Raw genomic sequence first — 23,690 nt, 5'->3', positions numbered from 1 at the left:
GAAGGATGGGGGATTTGTGGTTGTCGGCCATGGTGCTGCTGTTGTGGATGTTGCCGGGGTTGCTGGTGATCTTCTACCCCCGTCGCTGTGGTATGGAGCAGGTAGGATGGATCCTGGCGGGCTTTAGCCTCTCCTATCCGGCCCTGTTGATCTACACTCTGCGCAAACGTTGCACCTGTTTGCATGTCAGTTTCTAGCCCTTACATAGAAAAAAAGGATCGCCTTGGCGATCCTTTTTTTTTGGTTCTTAGCACTTTACTGGGGAATACATAGAGTCGCGTATGGTCTAGATATCCGTCTGCATCGAAGTCCGTTTAGGGGACGCCACAGGCGTGCGAATGTTGTGGGGCATAACGTCTGTTTGTCGCGTTGGCGTGGTGCCGTGCGGGAAGCACCAATGCCGCGACAGCAGGGATGCGGATGAGCGGCCAACAAAAAGGGATCCTCCCGGCTGCGCGCCCCGCTCTGATTCCCCGACCGTCGGTGCTTATCTTCGCTCTTCCCTTTGCTGCTGCGGCTGCGGCCAGAGTCGGCTTTGTGACTGTGCAGTCCCTGTTTCGTCAAAAAGACCGGCTGCGGCATCCCTGCCTGCGCGTTCAAGCCTTCGGCTTTCACCCTGGCCTCCGGCCTTGTCTCAATCCCTTCCGTTTGGGCGACTCTAAGTCGGCGTAAAAGCAGGTGGTACACCAGCTTTAGTTTGTAAAACAATATGATGGGCACGTTCAACACTTAACTCAGACACAGCCTTTTTTGTGTCGGTAAGTCGATCACACGACCCGTCCAGCACGAAAGGTGAGATCGGCCGCTGCACTCTGAGCCCCACTTGAGTTGGGGCTCCTTAAGCTTGTCTGGCGTTGAGCGATAGGTACAATCGCCCTTTTTCTCCGGAGCCTAGAGCCCAATGCAGCGTTTGCGTTTCACCATACACCCCCAGGCCGTCCCGTCAGGCAGTGAGTTTATTCGCCCCAGTGTCCGGGCCGTGATCCGCGACGGGGAGGAGATCTTGCTGATGTACACCGCCCGGTATGACGACTACAGCCTGCCCGGCGGTGGCGTGGATGAGGGGGAGTCCCTGACCGAGGCGTTGCTGCGCGAGGTGCGGGAGGAGGCCGGAGCCCAGGATCTGGTGATCGAGTCGGTCATGGGGGCGTACGAAGAGCTGCGCCCCTGGTATAAGCCGGATCACGATAATGTCCGGATCCTTTCCTACTGTTACCATTGTCGTGCCCGTCGACAGCTGGGGCCCAATGCCCTGGAGTCCTACGAGCTGGCCAATGGTATGGAGGCACGTTGGGTTCGCCTGGAGGATGCCATCGCCCACAACCGGGCGGTGATCGCCGCATCGGAAAAAGCAGGCTTCTCCATCGAGCGTGAGCTGTGGCTGCTGGAGTACCTGATGACGCAAACGGAAACTGTGGCGCTGACGGCCTGAGTTCAATAAAAAAAGCCGGCGCAATGCGCCGGCAAAGGGAGTTGGACTCCATCTTGGGAAGTTTAGGCCGAACGCAGCACCGCCTGACTTGGCCTGGTGGCCAGATGGGCATGCCAGGCCTGGGAGTAAAGCTGCAAAGAATGCTGCTTGAGCCTGGCTATGCGGGCACGGTCTATCTCTGTTAAGGCGTCATGCTGGCGGGTGATCTGTTGTACCTGCTGATAGATCTCGTGCTCGGCACCGTTTTTGATGGTCGCGATGGCGGACAGATGCAGCTGAACCTCGGCCAGGTGCTCGGTATCGGGCAGGCGAACCAGCAGATTCAGATCCCGATATCCGTTGGCCTTGGGATGCTTAAAGCGATTCTTCAGCGAAACGATCTCGACCTGCTCGGTGAGCGCCTGGTAGGCGGAGATCAGATCGGGGAGTTCGTCAGCAACCAGGGAGATGCGGGCCAGATCGGTTAATCGGGTGACATCTCCCTCGAGATCTGCGGCCAGCTTTTGCTCGGCACGCTCGCGGGATTTGACCTCAGGGATCAGGGCTTGCACGCCGGTCTGCATGGCGATCTGGCGGCCCAGGGCAGCCAGCTTGTGTTGCGCCAATTCGGCTTGCACATGCAGGTGGGCAAAGTTGCTCAGGGGCTGGTGTTGATCAAGCTCCACCGGTTCGATGGCGTAGAGGGCTTTGAGTGCAAGATAGAACTCTTGCTGGTCGCGGCTACCCTTTTCATCCTCTTTGCGCTGTGTCCGGAGTCCGCCCGTAGTGCGGATCAGGTTGGCGTGCGCCCCGGCGGCATGGGCCAGGGTGTGGCTGGCTCCGACGGCCTGGCTGGGTGTGGCAAAAGCCGAGCCGCCGGCCAACAGCAGGAGCATTACGGCGGTATGTAACAATCTATGCATCACATCTCCTCAGGTATGGATCTGGCACGTCGGATGAGGACGGGCCAGCTTGCCCACTGACGGTCACTCTACGTCTGTCATGCCTTGCTGGCAGCAAGTTCTCGGCGAAAGGACAGCGACCATACAGCTTTGTTAATGAGAGCCATGGCGCATTGGGCAGGAAAAACGCCGCCTCGAGGGCGGCGTGAGGGGTGTGGAGGTGATCCGGATCAGGGGGTGATCACCAGCTCTGGAAAGTGGTGTGCGACACATCGGCTGTAGTCGCCGTCCTTAAGGGCGGAGAAGGGGGTCTGGTAGCCAACGAGCTGGCAGCGATAGCTTTTGCCGTCCGGTGTGCTGGGATCCCAGGACCAGTCCTGCTCCCAGTTGATGTTCAGCGCGCCGGCGCCGTCGGCGTCGAACTGCTTCATCCCGGCGCAGCCGAGCACTTCCTCGGCGGGCACCGGGACTCCCAGATACTGAGCAAAGTTCTGAAAGTAGTCGATGCGATTGAGGGATTGGGCGATCTCTGTGCTGCCCCCGCACTCTACGCCGCCATTGATGATCTGTGTGGTGACGCCGAAGCCGGGTACCAGGCCGTTGCTGATGTCCCGTTCGTTGGGCAGCCAACTGCCGTCGATCACGTGGAGCATGCTGGGCTTGGGAGGTTGAGGGTAGACGAAGAAGAAGACCGCACTGGCCAGGTTCAGCCAGGTATCGGCGACCCGGGCGGGATCGTCCAGCAGTACTCGGACGTCGCCGAACATGGCGTCGGAGAAGGGACCGTAGTTGTAGTTGTAACTGAGTTGCTTGGCCCCCCGTCCGAAGTAGCTTTTATAGTCGCCGTCGGGGAAGGTGCCACAAGGCCAGGTCTGTCCCTGCCAGGTATCGGGGTTGCACTCCCCGTTGTAGCCCCCCCGCATCTCCTCGGTCCAGCCCATCTCCCGCACATGCACCAGGCCCTGGCGCCATTCGGGTACCTCCCAATGGGCGGTATGGCCGCCGGTCTCCTGAGTAAAGTGGGCAAACATGGTGGCCAGGGAGCGGCGGCAGATGGCATCGGCGTCGCGGCCGTCGTTGTAGTCACCACAAAACGCCGGGAACTTGCCGACGGCCTGAAGCAGGTGACGGTAGGTGTATTCCGGCGCACGACGGGAGAAGAGATGTTCCCAGTCGTTGTCGCTGATCAGGGACTCGACCCGTTGTACATTGCCTGGGTTGGTCCCCAGGCCAGGGGCGATGTGTTCCACTTCGGTGTTATCCAGGGTGCGGATGGAGGCACGCACAGATGCCATCAAGGGGAAATCGGTGAGGCTGGCTTCGGTGGCATCCAGTTGTGCCTGAGTCAGGCTATAGCTTCCGCTGCCAGAGTTCGCGCCGTTATCGCCGCCCTCCGCTCCACTGCCTCCATCACTGCCAGAGTCCCCCGTATCACCGCCACCATCCGGGGCATCGCCAACCGCCATCCAGGGGGTTTCCCATTCGTTGGCGACCTGAGCATCCGGAGACTGGCCGGCCTCCGCCCACCACTTCGCTTCGTAAAGGATCCCGTTCAGGGTGACCTGGCTGCCTCCGGAATAGGCCAATGTGGGGTCATAGGGGGTTGCGGCCAGCAACTGGCCACACAGTAGCGCGGCTGCCAACAGGGGGTAGTAGGTTTTCTTCACTGTGAACTCCTTTTCACTGGGCGTGCGTCCGTTGCACGCCAGGAAAGCTAGTCGACGAGAGTGACTTGGGCCAGTCCGTTTGCGGTCGAATAGGGGAAAAAATGACACCGTTGTCTTTTTTCCCCTGTAAGGGCACTGCCTGGTGACAAATGTAAATTTTGTTAAATGTTGTCGGCGAGTGACTCGTGTTCGATTGGCGGCGTCTAGCTTTGAATCTGCTTTCCGGACTTGGAGGGCCGATCACTATGGCAAGGAGCGCTTATGATCATCAGGGATCTTTTTTTACTTTTATTACTTTCACTCCTCCTCTCGATTTCCAGTGGTGTCAGTCATGCATCGGGAGTCCATGACATGGCTCAGGTGATGCGCCTGGTGCGGGATCAGGATGTCACTCATACCTCGGTGCAAAGTGGTCGCTGGCAGGAGGAGTCCACCTGGGGAGGGCCAGTACCGGGAGACGGTGCCCGGGTACGGATCTTGTCGGGCCACAAGGTTCAGGTTCGCAATGTGGAATCGGCTCGAATGCAGAGCATCAAGGTCGAGGGGACGCTTTTCTTTGCCCCGGCACGTAATACCGGGCTGAGTGTGGACACTCTGGTGGTTACCGCGACTGGGACCTTACAGGTGGGGACCCCGGAGTCTCCTGTACAGTCAAACCGCACAGCCCGCTTGGTGTTTGACGATCTTGGCCCATTTGTCACGGATGATGTGAGCCATCCGGACTATGACCCTTATAAGCTGGGCCTGGGGTTGATCGCCATGGGCAAGGTGGTGATGCATGGCACCGAGGTGACCCCTTATGCCAGCTTCGATGGCGCGTATGCGGGTTCCTCTGTCCTGAACCTGGATAGCCTTCCGGGGGATTGGCGTGTGGGGGATGTGTTGGTTCTGGCGGGCACCCAGCGGGATGCCCTGGGGGATGAGCGGCGTACGATTGTCGAGTTGGATCCGGTGAATAGCCGGGTGGTCCTGGATGAACCCCTGGCACTGGATCATGTGGTTGCCGAGCATACCAAGCCCGGCTTGGTCCTCAAGGTCCATGCGGCCAACCTGAGCCGCAATATCGAGCTGGTGACGGTTGCGGGTAAGGAGTCAGAGCAAGTCGTCCATACCGAGTACACCAATAAGGTGGCCGAATTCACCGGACGGGGTCATGTGATGATGATGAGCGCCGATGTGACGATCAGCCATGCCCGCTTTGCCAATTTGGGGCGCAGCAATAAGCTGTATGGTGCCAATATCACGCTGGACGATGACGCGGGCAATATTACCCATATTGGGGTGAATCCCATTGCTCGCTATCCGCTGCATTTCCACCGGACCGGCAGCGATGGTATCGCTCAAGTGAGTGGGAATGTGGTGGATGGCTCGCCCGGTTGGGGGCTGGTCAACCATTCCTCCTACGTCAATTTTGATAACAACGTTGCCTATGATGTGCGGGGCGCGGCGTTTGTCTCGGAGGCGGGGGATGAACTGGGGCGCTTTGTCGGCAACCTGAGTATCCGGACCCTGGGTGAGGTGGGGCTGAGCTTCAATCCAAGGGTTGGTCCCAGTCGCAATATTGAAGGTAAGGAGGATCCGGCCGGCCAGGGTCATGGCTTCTGGATCACCTCCCATGGTCTGGAGGTCGTTGGCAACCTGGCCAGCGGCGCGGGCAAAGAAGCCTTTTCCGTCGCAGGGGAAGGGATCGACGGGGCCGACGAGCGTGGGCTTGTGGTCAGTGGCTTGGTTCACCCTGAACAGTTTCCGCCGAATGCCCTGGTAGAGCCGGATCACCCCAGTATTCTGTTCCGTGACAATACCGCTTATGGCAGCACCCGAGCGCTTCAGGTGTATAAAAATGCGGTGAAGTGGGGGAACTGGGACCTCATCGATGGTTTCACTGGCTGGTCTATTGGTGAAGGGGCCATATTCTGGTATGCCCACCGTCTGGTCTTTCGGGATACCGTTCTTATTGGCGATCGCAATGCGCCCTCAGGCAATGGGATCCATGCGACGGCATCGACAGACAATATCTCTAGCCATCTCTACCTGGCCCCCCATATCGAAGGGTTCGATGTGGGTGTCGTGTTGCCGGCGAAGAGCCGCTTTAATGCCATCGCCGGGGCCACTCTGGATAACCTGAGGGATATAGGTTACAGCAAGCGGATCGATCGCGGTCATACCTCTAAGGTGTTGGGCCCTATCCAGTTCCAGAACAGCCTGCCGTTCAGCCAGGTGCCGCTGTTTGCCCATATTGAGTGGCATAGCAACGCCTTCAATGGGGTGATCACTTCGTTGCCTACGTCCACGGTGACCATCGATGGATCTCTCGTCGGTAAGGATGGCACGGTACAGCAGCTCTATCTGACGGAGCTTCAGGCACCCGAATACGTGCCTTATGTCACCGGTAACTTTACCTCCCAGATGCTGGAGAATATCCATGTCGAGTGGCTGGACAAAACCAATGCCGAGCTGAGTCTGTTACCCGAGTATGTGGTGGATGAAAAGACGACGGTCCAGGCAGGGCAGTGGCTCAACGGTGGAGCCATCCCGGCCTCGGCCGAACCCGTCTTAGGCACGGACCTTTCCATTGATGCCGTGGCAGGACATATCGAAGATCTGCCTCCTATCCGTCTGGGCTGGCTGGATGAGGTGAGTCTGGCTCCTGCACAGACTCAGGTGACGCTGGATCTGACCGGAGTTTTCTATGATGTGGAGGGGGATGCGATCACCTATGAGCTTACCGAGAGCTATCCGAAGGGCAGTGCCGTCAGCCTGACGCAAAATGGCGACGAGGTGTCCATTGAGCTGGCTGCACCGACGAGTGAGCCGGTCTGGGTGAAGATCCGGGCGAAGGACCAGAATGGCTATAGGGGTCGTGACTGGGACTATGTCGGGGCCTTGTTGCGGCGCTAATGGTTTTTAGCTCTTGGATTGGCTCATAAAAAAGCCCGGCTTCCATGGAAGCCGGGCTTTTTCTTGCTGCCCTAGTGGTTCGAGATGAGGTCGGGTTGAGCAAAGAGGGCGATAGCCTGTTTGGGTAACCAACCGGTGAGTTCGTTGCTGAGCTCCACCTGGAGCCAATCCCCCTCCTGGCGCAGCAGGATAAACTCGGTTCCCTGGTGCAAAGGAGCGGTAAAGGCGGGAGCAAACACCTGTCCGGGTCCCTTGCGACCTGTGACTTCCTGACTCAGGATCACCCCGTCGGGTGTCATCGCTGGGTAGGCGCGATGCAGCTCCTGGCTGGCCGCAGCGATCAGAAGCAGTACCAAGGCCAGATGGGTCAACTGACGCTCGTGGCGATCACCGCTGCGCAGGGCACGCCACAGGGCCAGCCAGAACAGCAGGTAGAGGGCATAGCACAGGGCTTGCCAGGCGGGGTGGCCGCTGTAGTAGGAGAGGGTCCCCAGCCAACCTTGATCGAACCGTTTCGGCAGATCGTCCAGCCGCGCATCCCTGGCCTGGGCCAGATTGTGGCGGATCCCGTCATCACTCGGGGCCAATGTGGCGGCACGTTGCAGCCAGAGGATGCTGTCGCCATATTGCCCGGCGTGGAAGTAGCTGCTGCCGATGTTGTAGCTCAGGGTGGCCGGATCCAGCGACGGTTCGTTGATCAGCCCAGCCAGTTTGGCCGCAACATTTCGATGCTCTCGACGGGCCTGCTGGGGGTGGGCCTCGTCCAGCAAAAGCGCTTGGCGATATTGCAGTTCCAGCGCCTCCAGTTGGGCATGAAGCGGCAGGGTCGCCGTTTCGGCGTTAACCAAGGGGGTGGATAGCAGGGTGCTGGTGGCCAGCAGTGCCAGGCAAAGCGGCAGGGCGGTGCGCTGCTTCAAGGCGGTGCGACGCTCCAGGGCGCGCTGCTGGCGCTCGATCCGCTTGACCGCCTGGCGCAGGGCAAGCAGATCAAGCTCGCTGCTGGGACCTTGTGGGGCGTAGCGATCGGCGTGTCGGCTGAGGAAATCAACCAGGCAGGCCTGGGCCTGGCGCTCTTTGCTACCGAGACGCTGTTGCAGGCTGGCGGCGCCCAGTTGGGAGGGGGCGATCCCCAGACGATGCTGGCAGTAGTCGCTCAGGGCCAACCAGGGATCGTTCGCGACATTATGCTGGAACTTGGCAAACGGCCCCTGTCGGTGTTTGGCCAAGGCGCGGCGCAGCGCCGGGGGTAACAGGGTCAGCAGCATCAGCAGCGGCGGCAGCAGCAGGGCTGGGAGCAGCAGGTACTCCTGCCAGCGTTGCCACAAGGAGGGGGAGGCCGAGACGCCTTGCTCCAGGGACTCGCCCCAGCGATGGGCCCAGATCCCCTCGGGATCGGCGTCCACCTGGTTGCGCAGATCCAGCCCGGCATTGGCTTGAAGATCAGACAGGCTGAAATGTTCGGCTTCGGTCACGATCAGGGGCTGTGCATCCAGGGTAACGGCATCATACTGGCCGCTTTGAGGATCAAAGTAGGGCACCTCGATGGCGGGGATCGCCTCGGTCGTCGCATGTTTCGGGAACAGGTTCAGGCGGAAGGTGCGTTGTTGATCCCGAATGATCGCGGCGCTGGCAGCGTTGGGCAGATCAAAGTCCGACTGCAGGGCCTCATACTGGTGCAGGTTGGGCAGGCGCAGGGCTTCCAGATCCGGGTGGGCGATGTTTAAGCGGTACTGTACCGGCTCGCCCTGCTGGACCGCCTGGGGGCTGATATCGAGATCGATCTTCGGGCGGCCGATGATCCCGGAGAAATGCGCCGGCGCCCCTTCGGGCAAGGGCTTGACCGTCAAAGTGAAGGGCTCGGCCCGGGCCATCAGGCGGGTGGTAGCCCGATTGCTGCCATCGTCGAAGAAGTCGTTATCGAAGTAGGCTGGATAGCGGGAACCGGTGAACTGACGGCGATTACGTGAGGCGATCTCGTTATCGAGGCTGACCAGCAATAGGGGGGCATCGAAGCGGAACTCGCCGGCCTGGGTGGGCTCAATCACGATATCAAAGCGGATCGCCAGCCGATGATCGCCGAGATCTTCCCATTGGGCGATCAGGCGGCGGCCGGAGACCGGCAGGCCGATGCTGGAGAGGGCGGATTCATCGGGCTTATCCCAGGCTTGGTGGACCCGGATCCCGGCCGATTCCAGTTCCGGCAGCAGGATATCGACGGCGCGCAGGGCGAAGATGGGATCGGTGAAGGTCCAGATCCCCTGCAGTCGGACACTCTGGCCCAGATAGATCTCCGACTCCGAGCGCGTCACTTCGAAGCTCATGGAGTCACGCAGTTCCGGCGCCTGAACCGTGATGGGCTGAGGTTCGGTGCGGTGTTGTTGGCCGCTGTCCGGGTGCACCAGGGTGATGCTGGGCAGGATCAACTCACCGCTCTGGCGGGGCGTCACTTGCACCGTATAGGCCATGCCACTGTGCTGCTCTCCGCGGTAGGGGACGGGATCGGAGATCCGCACGGTGAAGTCATCGGATGCTTCCGCAGTCACTGTGATCGGCCCCTGGGGCGGTGTCTGGGACCAGATCCGCCATTCGCTGGCTTGGCCCAGCCAGAGGGTGGACTCAGGGGCGTCAAGGCTCACCTGCCACGCATCGGCGGATGCCGGTTCGGCATGGGCTTGGGGCCCCAGGGCGCACAGAGCGAGCAAACCGCTGCTCAGTGTCTTGAAAAAGTTAGATTTAGTCATCAGTTACCAGTCCTGTGTCACCTGGGTTTGTTGGCGTGGGGCAGTCATGCGCATCTCTTGCTCTCGCTGCTGTGCCTGCTGGAGGATCTCCTCGGCACTGATGTTGGATTGGGGAAGTTCGGTTTGATCCAACTGCTGGGCCTGGTCGTCGGCCTGGCCCTCTTCATCCCCCTGTTCGTCACTGGACTCGCTTTCGCCGTCCGGGGTGTCGCCCTCGGAATCGTTATCGCCCTCGGAATCCTGTTTTTCACCGTCATCCGATTGGTCAGATGGGTCCATCTGGTCGGCCTGATCTTCTTGCTCTTCATCCCCAAGGGCTTCCCGGCGCAGCGTCAGCCACTCCAGATTCTTGGCGCTATTGAGGTGATCCGGCTGTTGGCGCAGTACAACCTGGAGAACCCGCATCGCCTCATCGAAGTAGAGGTTGGGATCGGTAAAGAAGTCGGGATCTTCGGGATCGAACAGGCTGGGATCGATGTAGCCGTCGCGATCCAGCATCTGTTGCTTACGTTCGACCTCCTGGCCTTGCTGGAGCAGGGCGGTAGCCAGGTTGTAGTTGGCCAGGACCGCAGTCTCCATCTTCGAGGTGTTCTGGATAATGTGACGGTATATCTCGGCGGCCTGACCGGGTTGGTAGTCATCCAACAGGCTCTGTGCATGGACACTCTGCTCGGCGATGGTCAGAGTGCGCCAGTTTACGGGCTCGGACTCCATCGCACTCAACTGAGCGCTGAGCAGCACCAGACCGGCGGCACCGAGGCGGGCCGTGGCGGCACGTCGGCTGCGCCACAGCAGCAGCGCCAGGCACAGGCCGGCCAGGGCGAGGAAGTAGGGATAGCCCTCCTGATAGCTCAGGTGCTCGCCCTGCTGGCGGTCACTGCCGGGCCATACCAGACGTAGCTGATTGATCAGCTCAGCCAGGTCGAAGCGAGCGGTACCGACCGGGAAGAAGATCCCCTGCTCGGCGTTTTCGGCCAGGGTACGCAGGGTGGCGGCGGACATCTTGCTCCAGTGTTCACGATCGCCATCCAGGGCCCAGCCGTTGCCGTCCCGCAGGGGTACACGGGCGCCGGTACGGGTGTCCCCCAGGCCAATCACCATCAGGCGGATCCCCAGCTCGTTGAGGCGTGCCATGACGGGGGCCGTGTCACCATCGAGATCTTCGCCGTCACTGATCAACACCAGATCCACCGCCGGGGCTTCTTCGCTGATCATCTTATCCAGCACCAGCTCCAGGGCCTGGGCGATATTGGTGCCCCCCTGGTTGACGGAGCCTGGGCCCAGGCCGTCGAGCAGGCCGTTGAGGAACGCCTTGTCGTTGGTCAGGGGGGAGAGGATCGAGGCGACACCAGCGAAGGCGACCAGGGCGAAGCGGTCCGATGGACTCTGATCAACGGTCTGGAGGATGGCGTGGCGTGCGACTTCCAACCGGTTTGGTCTCGCATCGGCAGCCAGCATCGACATGGAGACATCGACGACGAAGACCAGATCCCGGCCCTGCTCGTTGATCGGCTTGGGTTTGGGGTTCCAGCCCGGGCGGGCCAGGGCCAGTACCAGGGCGGTGACGGTCAACAGCAAAAGCAGCAGGTTGAGGCGCTGCCAGCGCAGGGTCAGAGGACGCTGGCTAAAGCGCTGCAGGCTGCGTTTCTGTCGTTGGCGCTGGTAACCCAGAAGGACCAGCAGGGCAGGGAGCAGTGCCAGGAGCACGAGCCAGGCCGGTGCGAGGAAGGTAAAGGCGCTCATCCGTTGCTCCTTAGCCAGGTGGCACTGAGCAGGCTGGCCAGCAGCAGGCAGAGTAAAGCGAGTGCGGCGGGCAGTTGGAAACTGGGTTGCTGCTCTTCAAAGGCCACATGGTGCAACTTGGAGGTCTCCAGTTGATCGATCACTTGGTAGATCTGGTGGAGGGAGCGGTAGTCGTGGGCCCGCTGGAAGATCCCACCGGTGCTTTCGGCCATGGCTTGTAGCACCAGATCGGCTTCGCTGGTGTTGTCGTCCAGCGAGACTCGTCCGGCACTGCCCTCGACTTTGTGGTCAAGCGGTGTGCCGAGGCTGATGGTGTAGACGGTGATCCCATACTCCTTGGCCATGGCGGCGGCCATCAGTGGACTGTAAGCACCGGCGTTGTTTTCACCGTCGGTCAGCAGGATCACCACCTTGTTTTCGATGGGATCGGCTTCGGCCCCGAGATTCTGCTCATACTGATGCAGCTGTGCCACCGCCAGGGTGACCGCATCACCGTAGGCGGTGCCATCCATGTCGGGGCGGCTTTCCGGCTCGATATCCTCGGCCATCTTGGCCAGGGCGTGATGACTGGTGGTCAGCGGCACTATGGTGTGGGCATAGCGGGCGAAGGTGATCACCGAGATGAGATCATTGGGTCGTCCCTGCTGGGTCTCACCGTCGCCCAGGACGAACTCCTGCAACACACGCAGGGCCCCGTCCATGCGAGAGATCCGATCTCCATCCATGTCCATGTTGATGTTCATGGAGGTGGAGATATCCACCACCATTGAGATGGCGATCCCTTCTGCCTGCTCACTGTGCTGGGGGATCAAGCGGTAGGGCTGAGCGAGGGCGACGATCAGTGCAGCCAGTGCAGCCAGACGCAGCAAGGTCGGCAGCCAGAGTAAGCGCTGACGTTCACTCTGAGGTAAGTCTTGCAACAGGGGCAGGTGGGAATACTGCAGGCTGGAGTGGCCCGTCCGGGCGGGACGGAATAGCCACAGGGCCAGCATAGGCACCAGCAGCAGCAGCCAGAGTAGCTGAGGGTAAGTGAAGTTCACGGCTTGGCCTCCAGTTCGGGGGAGGTGCCGGTAGCTGGCACGGCTTCATAGGCCAGGCACAGCTCGATGAACCCCTGATGGCGCTCGACATGAGTCATGGGGGTAAACCTAAGGTGTTGGTAGCGTTGGCTGCGGGGATCCGAACTCTCCTGGTCCAGGGGATCCGGTTGCCCCATCCTGAGTACACAGGCGCGCAGCTCGGTCCAGGGCAGAGCCTGGGTATCGGCTTTGATCGCGTGGCGCAGTTGCTCCAGGGTGATCGGCTTGACAACCTTGGGCCTGGCAAGGCGCCGTTGCACCATCATTCCGGCGGTGATAGCAAGCAGTAGCAGGACGACGCCCCACCGCGAGGGCCTCAGCTTGACGGGTTGTTCGGCCTCTTGTCTGAATTGCTCGATCCCCTGCTCCTGGGCCTCGCTGTCATCGAAGGTGCTGTTTACCGTCAGGGTGAGGGCATTGATGGGAAGTTGGGTGCGCTGCTCGCCCTGGTGCAGGGTGATGCTCAGGGGGGGGACAGCATGATCGCCCGCCGAGGGCGCCAGGAGGACCAGTTCGAACTCCTGTTGCCAGTAGCTGCCCCGCCATTGGGGAGCGTTCTCCGGCAGTTCGAGTACCCGCAATCGGCCCCAGTGGGCGGGACCGGGTACGAGCAACTCGGGATGGGCACCGTCCGGGTAGGCCAGGGTTACACTCAGGGTGATCTGCTGGCCCGGGGTGATGTGGGCCGGACTTACGGTCACAGGCAGCGCTTCTTCGGCCAGAGATGAGAAGGGCAGCAACAGGCAGAGCAGGCCAGCTTGCAACAGGGCAACCCAGCGCTGGGTATTGGCTCTAGTCATGATGGCCTCCGGGATTGCCGCTTTGACACAGATGGAAGTAGGCCAGCAGGGTGGTCAGGGGATCCTTCTCCAGGGGGTGACGGATAAAGTCGATCCCGGTCTGGCGGAAGATCTGCTGACGCTGTTTGAGCCGCTCGTTCATCTGTTGCTCAAAGGCTTGCTGGGCTGGTGGGTGATCCAGATCCAGCCAGGCGGTGTCGGGTACTTCACTGTCGGCCAGGTGGATCAGGCCGCCGCCGCGCAGGGTGAGCTCCCTGGGATCGTCGATGGCGATGGCCAGCACGTCGTGATGTTGTCCCAGCTGACTGAGCAGGTCCTGCTCGCGATGGGCCTGGTCGGGATCGCGCTGGAAAAAGTCTCCGAGCAGGACGATCACCGAGCGTTTGAGGCGTCGCTGCTGCAGGTGATGCAGGGCGTCGGCCAGGCTGGTGCGCTCGCCGTCGTGACGGGCCGGGAGCATCAGTTGGGCCAGGCAGCGGATCAGCGAATCCCGGCCAGCCGCCGGTGGACGCCAGGGGGTTGCCTGGTTGCCATACTCCAGCAGGGCGATGCGGTCATTGTTGCGCAGCGCAGCAGTGCCCAGCAGGCTGCAGATCTGGGTCGCACTCTCCAGGCGTGACACCCGCTCGCTCGACCAGGCGAAGGAGGGGGAGCGATCCACTACGAAGATAAGATCCCGCTCTCGCTCCTCCAGGAAACGCTTGATGTGGACCTCACCGGTTCTGGCGGTGACGTTCCAGTCGATGGCGCGTACGTCGTCACCCGGGGTGTAACGGCGCACTTCGTCAAACTCCAGGCCCTGGCCTTTGAATATCGAGGCGTAGTGACCGCACAGCAGGTGATTGACCCGGGCGCGAGTGAAGATCTGCAACTGTTGCAGGCGTTGGTCCAGCTCAGGTTGCATGATCAGGCGTCCGGGATTGCCACACTGGTGAGCAGTTGCTCGATCAGGGCATCGCTGGTGAGCCCCTTGGCTTCTGCCTGGTAAGTCAGGGCAATACGGTGGCGCAGGATATCCGGGGCCAGGCTGCGGATGTCCTGAGGCAGGACATGATCACGACCTTGCATCACGGCCAGGGCCCGGGCGGCCATGGCCAGGGCGATGGAAGCCCGGGGTGAGGCACCGAATCGGACCAGCCCATCTTCCAGGCCATAGGCATTGGGATCCCGGCTGGCGCTGATCAGGTGGATGATATAGGCCTCCAGAGCCGGGGCCAGGTAGATGGATTCCATTCGGGCCGAGAGGGCTTCGAGATCTTCACGATTGAGGATCGCCTCGATGGTGGCCTTCTGGCTTGGACGAGACATGCGGCGCATCACTTCCAGCTCTTCGTCGAAGCTGGGGTAGGTCACCGTCAGCTTGAACATGAAGCGATCCAGCTGGGCCTCTGGCAAGGGGTAGGTACCCTCCTGCTCGACCGGGTTCTGGGTTGCCAACACCAGGAAGGGGTGGGGCAGGGGGTTGATCTCCTGGCCCAGAGTAACCTGCTTCTCCTGCATCGCTTCGAGCAGGGCGGATTGCACCTTGGCCGGAGAGCGGTTGATCTCATCGGCCAGGACGATGTTGGCGAAGATGGGACCCTTTTGGGCGTGAAATTCGCTCTTGGCCGGGTTGTAGATCAGGGTACCGGTCAGATCACCTGGCAATAGATCCGGGGTGAACTGCACTCGGCTGAAGTCCAGTCCCAGGGCCTGGGCCAGGGTGTTTACGGTCAGGGTTTTGGCCAAACCGGGGATCCCTTCGATCAGCACATGACTCTTGCACATCAGGGCCAGGATCAGGCGGTCGACCAGATCTTGCTGACCGACAATAACTTTACTGATCTCCTGACGCAGGGCGTGAAGCTTGTCGTTGAGTTCGCAGCTTTGCTCGCCGCAAAGCTGAATGTTTGGGATGGATTGGTCCATAGCGCTATCGGGAACTCTTAGTGAGGTTTGTTATGCCCGCATTATATGGAGAGCTGGGTCAACAAACAGGTTTCATCGCGATTTCTGGGGGGGATTTATTCTTTTTTACCTAGGAGGTGACTAGCTTTGCGCTCGTTGTGAAGAAAAATTATCGGTCGGTCTGTGGGGAAGTGAAATGTGGTGCACTAAGGCTGTTCAACGCTTGACTGGCTAAGAGTCTGAGCTGGGTACTGTTCCTGGCCGCGTGCTTGTGAATCAGCGTCGCTGGCTGGGCGTTCTTTTTTTCAAAAATGGCGGGTCGGTATCCAATCTCTTCGCTGGAGGAGATTGCCGGTTGGTACAGCCTATCGAGGGGAAGGCGATGGCTCGGTGAGGTGATGAAGGAGAGCTGGGGGGATGGACGGGGCGGTGGTGGCTGACATGCCAATGGCCCTGATCTGTCACGGACCGTCTACACAGACCCAGGCCTTGTTCGAGGACTTTCCCTGTCTGCTGTCAGCTCCCAGCAGTTAGCTAAGACGGGATGGTTTCAGGGGAGAATTCAATCGCCCCAACATCAAGCGATATAGAGCCCAAGGTCGAGTGACACTTGGCCAGACTTGGTCCTGTCAGGAAACCGCATTCCTCCAGTTATAAAGAAAAGCTCTCTGGTTTTGTCGCTTATTTTTAAAAACATACTCTGGGCTGGTTGTTTTTTGGTAGTGGTATTTTGAGCGTTTCGTGTTTGTTTTTTGAACTTTTGCGTTCCATTAAGAAATATCCAGTTTCTTGTGACAATGTTTTTTAATGGAAATGCTCAGTGGTGAGTTGTTTGCGGCTGTGACCGACCTAGTGTTTGATTCATGATTTGGTAAAGGTTGGTAATGCGCCTGTTGTGCGTTTGTCTGTGAAAATGTGTTAATTGATGCTTGCGCATTCAGCTGTGACTTTTTAGCGGTGCCGTTTTTGGTAACATTTTGCCAGCCAATTACATTCGATCTCATTTTTGTTCGAACTTTGTTTACCTGTTGGTTCACGCAACGAGCAATTAATTTTTCCATCCCTTTAGAGAGTCGGTTAAATGCGCTGTGACGATTATAAATGCTCGGTTGATAGGGGTTCCTTCTCACAGTTTTGTGGGGTTGGAAGAATAATTTTGTGTTGCTTGTGAATGTAAATGGATTAGGACACAACGATAATGATAAAAAATAAGTTAGTGATGGCGATGGCGCTTGCGGGAATGAGTGTCTCCGGTATGGCCTTGGCGGCGCAACCCAACATCGTGTTGGTCAGCATGGATGGGGTGCATCCAGACTCTCTGCAAGCCTTTGGCAACAGTTTTACCAATGCGCCTCTGGAACGCGTCGACTCCCTGGCTCAGGGCTCTGTCGTCTTTAAAAACGCCCATACCCCCGCCTCCACCTTTACCACGGCAACCAATGCTATCCTCACCGGTCTCTACCCGCACCAGAGCGGCATCCTAGGGAACAACCAGGTGTGGCAGACCCCGGCTCAAAATCTGCTGGATCTGCTGCCGGCAGACTACTTCACCGCCGTGGTGGGAGATGAGACCTATGTGACCCCATCCACCGCCTATCAATGGGGTTACGCATCCAGTGTCGATGCGCCGATGGATCCCGTCAGCCAGTCTCCCCGTGATCCCTCCCTGTTCGGCAGCTGGGCAGCTGGTGCTCTGGCGAAGGCCAATGGTAGCCCGCTGTTTATGATGGTGAATATCGCCGATCCTCAGCTGGAGTTTTTTGGTGCGACGGACGATGAAGGTAATCTCATCGACATCAATGAGAGCGAGAGTCACCTGCGTTACGACTATGCCGGGGACAGGGATGTGGTGGTGTCTGCCCCGCTGAACCCCAATGGCCCACTCACCAAGCCTGAGCTGGAGCGCTACCTGACCAGCGTCAGCCGTGGCGACAAGGCGGTCGAAGAGGTGCTGACTGCTCTGGACGGGGTGATGGACAATACGGTCGTGATCTTCTACTCCCCTCAGGGTTGGGCCCTGCCCTTTGGCGGCTCCAATGTCTGGCAGCAAAGTGCCCATGTGCCAGTACTCGTCAAGGGCCTGGCGGACGGTGAGTTTGCCTTTACGCCTTCAAACCTGAATGCCCAGGTTTCCCTGCTGGATCTCTACCCCACCATCCTGGAGATCAGCGGCGCAACGGCGCCAGAGAGTATGGGCCAATCCCTGCTGCCCCTGCTCAAGGGCCAAGTCGACAGCGCCGATCGCAGCCGAGTGTTTAAAACCTATCACGAGGATGCGGCGTACAAAGTTCGGCCGATGCGTGCGGTGCAAAGCGACAGCTTTGAGTACATCTTCAACCCGTGGGCGAACGGCGAAGTCACCATGACCTCACCTGGCCAGACCACGGATGCTTTTAGCGAGCTGACGGATCCGGATTTTTACACCCTGCGACCGCTTGAGGAGTTCTACCCGTTGGGGCAGGATCCGGGCACCCTGACCAACCGGGTGGATACCACAGATCCGATCGAAGCGACCGCTCTGGCAGGATTACGTCGGGACCTTATCGACTGGATGGTCGAAACCCATGATCCGGCTCTGGTTGCCCATCAGTACCGCCATTCCCCAACCTTCCTCAGTACCTGGACCTATCTGCTGGACAGTGCCGCCACGGCACGCCAGGGGATCGGCCGTGATGTCACCGACGCCACCCTGCTGGTGCAGGATGTGCACTACAACCATCGGGTGAGCGATGGCGTGCTCAGCATCGATGCGGCCAAGGGCGTGCTGGCCAATGATCAGCGTGGCGACAGCGATACCCTGATTGCACAGGTGGTTGATCAGCCTGTACTGGGTACCCTGGATGGGAATGCCATTAATGCCGATGGCAGTTTCGTCTACACCCCGAATCCCGATGCCGTAGGGGTGGATCACTTTACCTATCAGGCCGGTGGTGAAACTGCCCGGGTCAGCATCAACCTGGTTGGTGAAGGGATCCTCTCTATTTTGCATGAAGAGCATTTCGATCAATTTGAACACAATGCCGATTTTGCTACTGATGCCCCAGAGTGGCATGTCGAACGGGGCCCTCAGGGAACTGCCTGGCAGGTAGGTGCCCAGCGGCCGGCGAGCATTAAGGGTGGCGGTGCCTCAGTGGGTGATCACGCCGAGGGTGCAGGTTTGCGGGTCCGTCAGGGGGCGAAGACCTATAGTCAATTTGATATCGGTGAAAACCGTGAAGTTCGTGTGCAGTTTTTTGCTAAAGCGCGGGCTAATAAAGCTGTGCCCGATGGCACCTATGAATACCCCATCGAGTGGACTCTGGATGATCCGAGTAACCAGAACGCCCAGTGGAACAAGCTGGACGCTGTCTACTTGGAGCAGACCGCGAACGGGGACGGTGTAAATTTCGTTGACACTGAATGGCAGCTGTTTGATAAGCGCATCTCGTTGGATGGCTTAGACACCTCCGGGTCAAAGCTTGCCTTGCGTTTCAGCTGTTACCAAGCGGCGACAAATAACAATACCGGTACCTTCCTGGATGTGGATAACCTGATCATCTTCGGTGAGCCGGTTCCGCCGAGTTTCGAAGGCGAAGTCCTTAACGGTGGCCGAGCTTCTGTGGGGGCGAATTACACTGGAAACCTGAGAGAGTTCGTCAACAACCCGACCGATACCATGACATTCGCTGTGGTGAGTGGGCCAAGCTGGCTGAAGGTTAATGAGCTCGGTGCTTTGTCGGGAACGCCACAGGATGCAGATATTGGGAACAATGAATTTGCCATTGAACTCACGACGGGCAGTGACGTTGCTAAAACGCTCCTACAGATTGAAGTCTTTAAGACACCGGACAACCGGCCTCCTGTGATGGATCAGGAGCAGTACCAGGCCGATGCCATGGCTGGCGTGCCCTTTAGCCTGACGCTCAGCGCCACGGATCCGGATCTGGAATACGGCGATGTGTTGACTTTCCGTGCTCCGGCCGCCCCTGACTGGTTGAATGTGATCTCCAATGGCGACAATACCGGCACCCTGAGCGGTACACCGTCTGACTCGGATGTGATCCCGACGCGCTTTACTGTGACCGTGACGGATCAGCATGGCGAGTCGAGCAGCTCCGAGGTGACCATCAATGTGGTGGGCAAGGTGGATGCCCCAACTTTCGTTGCCGACTCCCTGATGCACAATGCCTTGACCCAGCTTCCGGTGGAAGGTGCGTTGAATACCGATTACGCGGGCTCTCTGGAACTGGTCTATGAGCTGGTAACCACTTCTACCTGGTTGGAAGTGTATCCAGATGGCACCTTGGGCGGTACGCCACCTAAGGATTTGGAACTTGGCGAGCATACCTTCCAGGTATCGGTGACCGACGGCTTTAATGAGAAGACTCCTGGCACCCTCGTTATCACGGTGGAGGCGAATAACAATGAAGCCCCAGCCTTTGATGAGTGGCGCTTTATTGCCGAGGGCACCGTTGGCGAGGAGCTTGAAGGAGAGGTGACTGCGACCGATCCGAATGACTTCGATCAGGGCCGCTTGGTCTACAGCATTCAGGGTGCGCCTGAGTGGCTGGTCTTTAACTCCGATGGCACTTTCTCTGGAACGCCGACCGAAGCCTTCAAGCGCAGCTTCGTTGTCACGGTAACCGATCGTATTGGTGCAACCGACGATAGCTTGTTGGAACTGGACATCAGTCCTGCACCGACGACAGAGAAGAAGAAGGATAGCGGTAGCTTCTCCTTCGGAGCACTGGGTCTGGTGGGCCTGCTCGGCCTGCTGCGTCGCAAAATGCTGCGTCGTTAATCCAGCAACAGGTGCTTCGAGCCCTATTGGAAGCGCCTTAGGGCTAGCCTAAGCCTCCTACGAAGAAAAAGCCGGTCAGGTAAACTGACCGGCTTTATTTATGTTCAGCCATTGGTGTTGGTGATTCGGTGTCATAACTGGGAACTGCACTGGGAGACGAGCAAATCGCCGGGAGATGCCACCATGTCACTCGGGAGAGGACAGTGCGCACGATAGGATGGTCATTGGGAACATCTGGCCCGGGTGAAAATGAGGTCGCATTGGGATAGGTAAGATCGCACAAAATTACAGTAAGAAGACTAATAGCCAAGTACAGCCTTGGTGAAGAACTGTACAAACGGTTCCGCTCACTGGTGACTTGGGGTCGCTGGCGAGTGACGAATGTCATTATATTTCTTCTTTTACTTGCCCTAATAGAACGACTCACCCAAGACGCGAACGAAACCCTCTGCTTGCTTGCATCAATAAATCACAATGGATCTCATGCAAAGTGCTTCGATAGCCCGCCTACAGCATTGAACATCTTCCTGCTTCGGATGACAGTCGGCAGATTCTGATGCCGTGAACATCCTTACCCTATTCCTTAGTTAAGTTGTTGGTTTTGTAGTAAAAAGCAACTTGTTGATTTTGTGTCAACTTGCTGGATTACCATTAGACTTAGGTCGAGCTATCCAATCTCATTGGCTTATCTGACTATCCATCTACCAGCGCGCAAGACGCTGGAAACACTCGCAGGATGTCGGAGAGGTAATGTTGATGATCAATGCACGGAAGAAGCCCCTGGTGGTAGCGATCTCGTTGGGCTTGGCAAGCATGTCGGCGGGTCTGAGCGCGCAAGAGCGCGAAGCTGGCGCAGACGTGGAGCGGATCGTGGTGAAGGGGATCCGAGGCTCCATGGAGCGCAGTCAGGAGCTTAAGCGCAGCAGTGACGGGGTGGTGGATGCCATCTCGGCCGAAGACATTGGCAAGTTTCCCGATACCAATCTGGCGGAGTCGCTGCAGCGGATCACCGGTGTGTCGATCGATCGTCGTGACGGCGAGGGCTCATCGGTGACCGTCCGCGGGTTTGGGCCTGAATTCAACCTGGTTACCCTCAACGGCCGGCAGATGCCCACGGCGTCACTGGAGATCGGTTCACGCTCCTTCGACTTTGCCAACCTGGCTTCGGAAGGGGTCTCCACCGTCGAGGTACAGAAGACCGGGCGGGCCAGCAGCCCCAGCGGTGGGATCGGTGCGGTGATCGATCTGCAGACCCGCCGCCCTCTGGATGCCCCGGCCCCCAGCGGCAGTATTGCCATCAAGGGGGTGCTGGATGATTCTGCGGCTCGTGGGGATACCGTGACTCCCGAGATCCAGGCGATGTTCTCCGATATCCTGATGAGTGATCGCTTTGGTGAATTTGGCTACAGCTTTACCGGCAGCTTCCAGGAGCGCAATAGCGGCCGTAACGCCGTTTCAACCGGCAACTGGCATACGGAGATCGCCGGACAGGGCAACGACCATCGCATTACCAATGCACCGGAAGATGGGCGTATGTACAGCCTGCCGCAGAACATCGTGTACAACCAGATCGATACCAATCGGGAGCGGATCAATACCTACACGACCCTGCAGTACCGGCCCATGGACGATCTCACCTTCACCCTGGATCACAACTATGTGCGCAAGGACACGGAGCAGTACACCAGCACCCTGGGCACCTGGTTCAACTACATCGATGCGGTGGCTGAGTGGAGCGACGATACCGTGGCTGTCCCGCTGGCATACCGGGAGACCAACCTGAATCATGATGTGACCCATGGTGGTAACTACCTGGCGGTGCGCAACGAGAATAAGAGCCTGGGCTTTAATGTCGAGTATGTGGCCAGTGACAACCTGGTGCTGGTAGCGGATTACCACAGCTCCAGCGCCGAGAGCGGGCCGAACTCCCCCTATGGCAGCAGCGCCATGATCAACACCGCCAACTGGGTACGGACCGCTTCCGGTTTTGACATGCGCGGTGATATCCCCGTGGTGTGGCATGAGTACGGCGGTAATGAACTTACCTCGGATGGGATCATCTCGGCCGGTACCATTTTCCGCAATGAGCTGCAGCGCTCGGACATTGATCAGTTCCGCCTCGATGGCGATTACGAGCTCTTCACCGGTGCACTGGAAAAAGTCAGCTTCGGCGTGGGTTACTTGAACGTGAAGAACCGCTCTGCCCGGGCGGTGACTCAACGCAATACCTGGAACGGTGTGGGCAGCCCGTCGGACTTCGCGCCGGGCACCTGGATAAAAACCAGCGTCGCCGACAAATATGATCGCTTCAGTGCCGCCTCAAATCCTAACCTGGTACCCCATTTCTACACCTGGGATTTCCATACCGTGGCCGACGTGATTGGTCGTACCTACGGAATTGAAGGGGATCCGGCCTGGCCTTGTGGCCTGAGCATGTGCGCCGGTGATGATTACAGTTTTGACAGCCGGGTTCGGGAGCAGAGCTACTCCGGCTACCTGCAGAGTAACTGGTCCTTCGATATCGGCTATGCCCGGACCCGGGTGGTGGCTGGCTTGCGCTATGAGCGCACGGAGATCACCTCCAATGCGCTGTCACAGGTGCCCGTGGGCGTGATCTGGCAGGGTGACAATGACTATGTGATCCAGTGGGACGACGAGAAGTCCTTTACCGATGTAGAGGGGGAATACGATCATTGGCTGCCCTCCATCGACGCCAGTATCGAGCTGACCCAAGATCAAATGCTGCGTGCCTCAGTGAGCAAGACCCTGGCTCGCCCCTCCTATAACGATATCCAGGGGGGCATGTCTCTGCGGGAACTGGCGTTGATCGATGGCGGCACCGGCACCATGGGCAACCCCGGCCTGCTGCCCTATGAAAGCTGGAACCTGGATCTCTCCTGGGAGTACTACTACGACGAGGGCAGCTACATCGCACTCGGCGGCTTCTGGAAGAAGGTGGATAACTTCATCGGCACCGGCTTTAGCACCATGACCTTTGACGGCGTCACCCACCCAGGCCACGGTGCCCTGGTGGAGGAGGCGATCCGCGAAGGGGGCTTTGCTCTCAACGATCGCCATGGGATCCGCAACTGGATTGTTGAGAAGTACAAGAACGACCCCAGTATCGTGGTCGATCTCGGTGGTGGCGAGTATGGCATTCTCGGTCAGGCGGACGATCCCCTGCTGGAGTTTGATATCGCCAAACCGATCAACCAGGAGAGCGCCAAGGTGTATGGCCTGGAGTTCGCCGTTCAGCACCTGTTTGGTGAGAGCGGTTTCGGCACCCAGCTGAACTACACCTATGTGGATGGCGACGTGGGCTACGACAACGAGTCGCTGGCGGAGCAGTTTGCTCTCACCGGTTTGAGTGATACTGCCAACGTCGTCGCTTTCTACGACAAGTATGGTTTCCAGTTACGGGTGGCCTACAACTGGCGGGATACCTTCTTTGCTGGCGTGGGCCACAAGAACAATCCCATCTACGTCGAGTCCTATGGCCAGGTGGACGCTACCGCCTCCTACCAGGTGAATGACAGCTTCAGTGTGTTCCTGGAGGGGATCAACCTGAACGACGCGACCCACCGCAACCACTCGCGTAACGAGAATATGTTCCTGAGTGCGTACCAGACCGGACCGCGCGTCAACTTCGGTGCCCGTTTCACTTTCTAAAGTGAATAACGGCGATGTCAGGCCGCCCTTGAGGCGGCCTTTTTCGTTTTGGGCAGGTTTTATCCGGGTTGATGACGGGGCGGATCAACCGAAAGTTCAAGGGGTCAAAGTTC

General features: G+C 58.8%; 13 protein-coding genes. 5 read left to right on the top strand and 8 right to left on the bottom strand.

The genetic code is table 11. The annotated features are described in order from the left end of the window. Positions 1-5: 5 nt before the first annotated feature. Together AC2D8U_RS07665 and AC2D8U_RS07660 are read left to right on the top strand one after the other, a co-directional pair. Complete coding sequence (locus tag AC2D8U_RS07665; RefSeq protein ID WP_484618473.1) at positions 6-197, top strand: hypothetical protein; 192 nt, start codon at positions 6-8, stop codon at positions 195-197. Positions 198-901: 704 nt separating this feature from the next. Next, positions 902-1,432: an NUDIX domain-containing protein gene (locus AC2D8U_RS07660; protein ID WP_484618472.1), complete on the top strand. Its 531-nt coding sequence runs from the start codon at positions 902-904 to the stop codon at positions 1,430-1,432. A 62-nt stretch (positions 1,433-1,494) separates the two neighbouring features. Here AC2D8U_RS07660 and AC2D8U_RS07655 read toward each other — a convergent pair whose 3' ends face one another. Both AC2D8U_RS07655 and AC2D8U_RS07650 read right to left on the bottom strand, forming a co-directional pair. After that, positions 1,495-2,334: a RelA/SpoT domain-containing protein gene (locus AC2D8U_RS07655; RefSeq protein WP_484618471.1), complete on the bottom strand. Its 840-nt coding sequence runs from the start codon at positions 2,332-2,334 to the stop codon at positions 1,495-1,497. A 209-nt stretch (positions 2,335-2,543) separates the two neighbouring features. Continuing rightward, the gene (locus tag AC2D8U_RS07650) at positions 2,544-3,980 is read right to left on the bottom strand and encodes a glycoside hydrolase family 19 protein (protein ID WP_484618470.1); all 1,437 of its coding nucleotides are present in this window, start codon (positions 3,978-3,980) and stop codon (positions 2,544-2,546) included. A 351-nt stretch (positions 3,981-4,331) separates the two neighbouring features. Here AC2D8U_RS07650 and AC2D8U_RS07645 point away from each other — a divergent pair, with 351 nt between their 5' ends. After that, positions 4,332-6,878 carry a G8 domain-containing protein gene (locus tag AC2D8U_RS07645; RefSeq protein ID WP_484618469.1) on the top strand — a complete coding sequence of 849 codons (2,547 nt, stop codon included), beginning with the start codon at positions 4,332-4,334 and terminating at the stop codon, positions 6,876-6,878. Positions 6,879-6,949: 71 nt separating this feature from the next. Here AC2D8U_RS07645 and AC2D8U_RS07640 read toward each other — a convergent pair whose 3' ends face one another. From AC2D8U_RS07640 to AC2D8U_RS07615, 6 genes are read right to left on the bottom strand one after another with little or no spacing between them, the layout of a single operon-like run. After that, on the bottom strand, positions 6,950-9,619 hold the full coding sequence (locus AC2D8U_RS07640; protein ID WP_484618468.1) for a hypothetical protein: 2,670 nt from the start codon (positions 9,617-9,619) through the stop codon (positions 6,950-6,952). 3 nt (positions 9,620-9,622) lie between these two features. Then, the gene (locus tag AC2D8U_RS07635) at positions 9,623-11,362 is read right to left on the bottom strand and encodes a vWA domain-containing protein (protein WP_484618467.1); all 1,740 of its coding nucleotides are present in this window, start codon (positions 11,360-11,362) and stop codon (positions 9,623-9,625) included. Beyond that, the gene (locus AC2D8U_RS07630; protein WP_484618466.1) at positions 11,359-12,402 is read right to left on the bottom strand and encodes a vWA domain-containing protein; all 1,044 of its coding nucleotides are present in this window, start codon (positions 12,400-12,402) and stop codon (positions 11,359-11,361) included. Before AC2D8U_RS07630 ends, AC2D8U_RS07635 begins: the two co-directional genes overlap by 4 nt. Further along, on the bottom strand, positions 12,399-13,241 hold the full coding sequence (locus AC2D8U_RS07625; protein WP_484618465.1) for a hypothetical protein: 843 nt from the start codon (positions 13,239-13,241) through the stop codon (positions 12,399-12,401). Before AC2D8U_RS07625 ends, AC2D8U_RS07630 begins: the two co-directional genes overlap by 4 nt. Then, positions 13,234-14,145 (bottom strand): DUF58 domain-containing protein, encoded by a 912-nt coding sequence (locus AC2D8U_RS07620; RefSeq protein WP_484618464.1) that lies wholly within the window; start codon positions 14,143-14,145, stop codon positions 13,234-13,236. Before AC2D8U_RS07620 ends, AC2D8U_RS07625 begins: the two co-directional genes overlap by 8 nt. Positions 14,146-14,147: 2 nt before the next feature. Next, on the bottom strand, positions 14,148-15,149 hold the full coding sequence (locus AC2D8U_RS07615) for an AAA family ATPase (protein ID WP_484618463.1): 1,002 nt from the start codon (positions 15,147-15,149) through the stop codon (positions 14,148-14,150). 1,177 nt (positions 15,150-16,326) lie between these two features. On the opposite strand from AC2D8U_RS07615, the gene AC2D8U_RS07610 reads away from it, so the two are divergent. Together AC2D8U_RS07610 and AC2D8U_RS07605 are read left to right on the top strand one after the other, a co-directional pair. After that, positions 16,327-19,908: a putative Ig domain-containing protein gene (locus tag AC2D8U_RS07610; RefSeq protein WP_484618462.1), complete on the top strand. Its 3,582-nt coding sequence runs from the start codon at positions 16,327-16,329 to the stop codon at positions 19,906-19,908. Between the two features lie 750 nt (positions 19,909-20,658). Then, the gene (locus AC2D8U_RS07605) at positions 20,659-23,577 is read left to right on the top strand and encodes a TonB-dependent receptor (protein ID WP_484618461.1); all 2,919 of its coding nucleotides are present in this window, start codon (positions 20,659-20,661) and stop codon (positions 23,575-23,577) included. Positions 23,578-23,690: the final 113 nt, after the last annotated feature.

Source organism: Ferrimonas sp. YIN67 (genome assembly GCF_057219095.1).
This window is presented reverse-complemented; position numbering and strand designations above follow the sequence as displayed.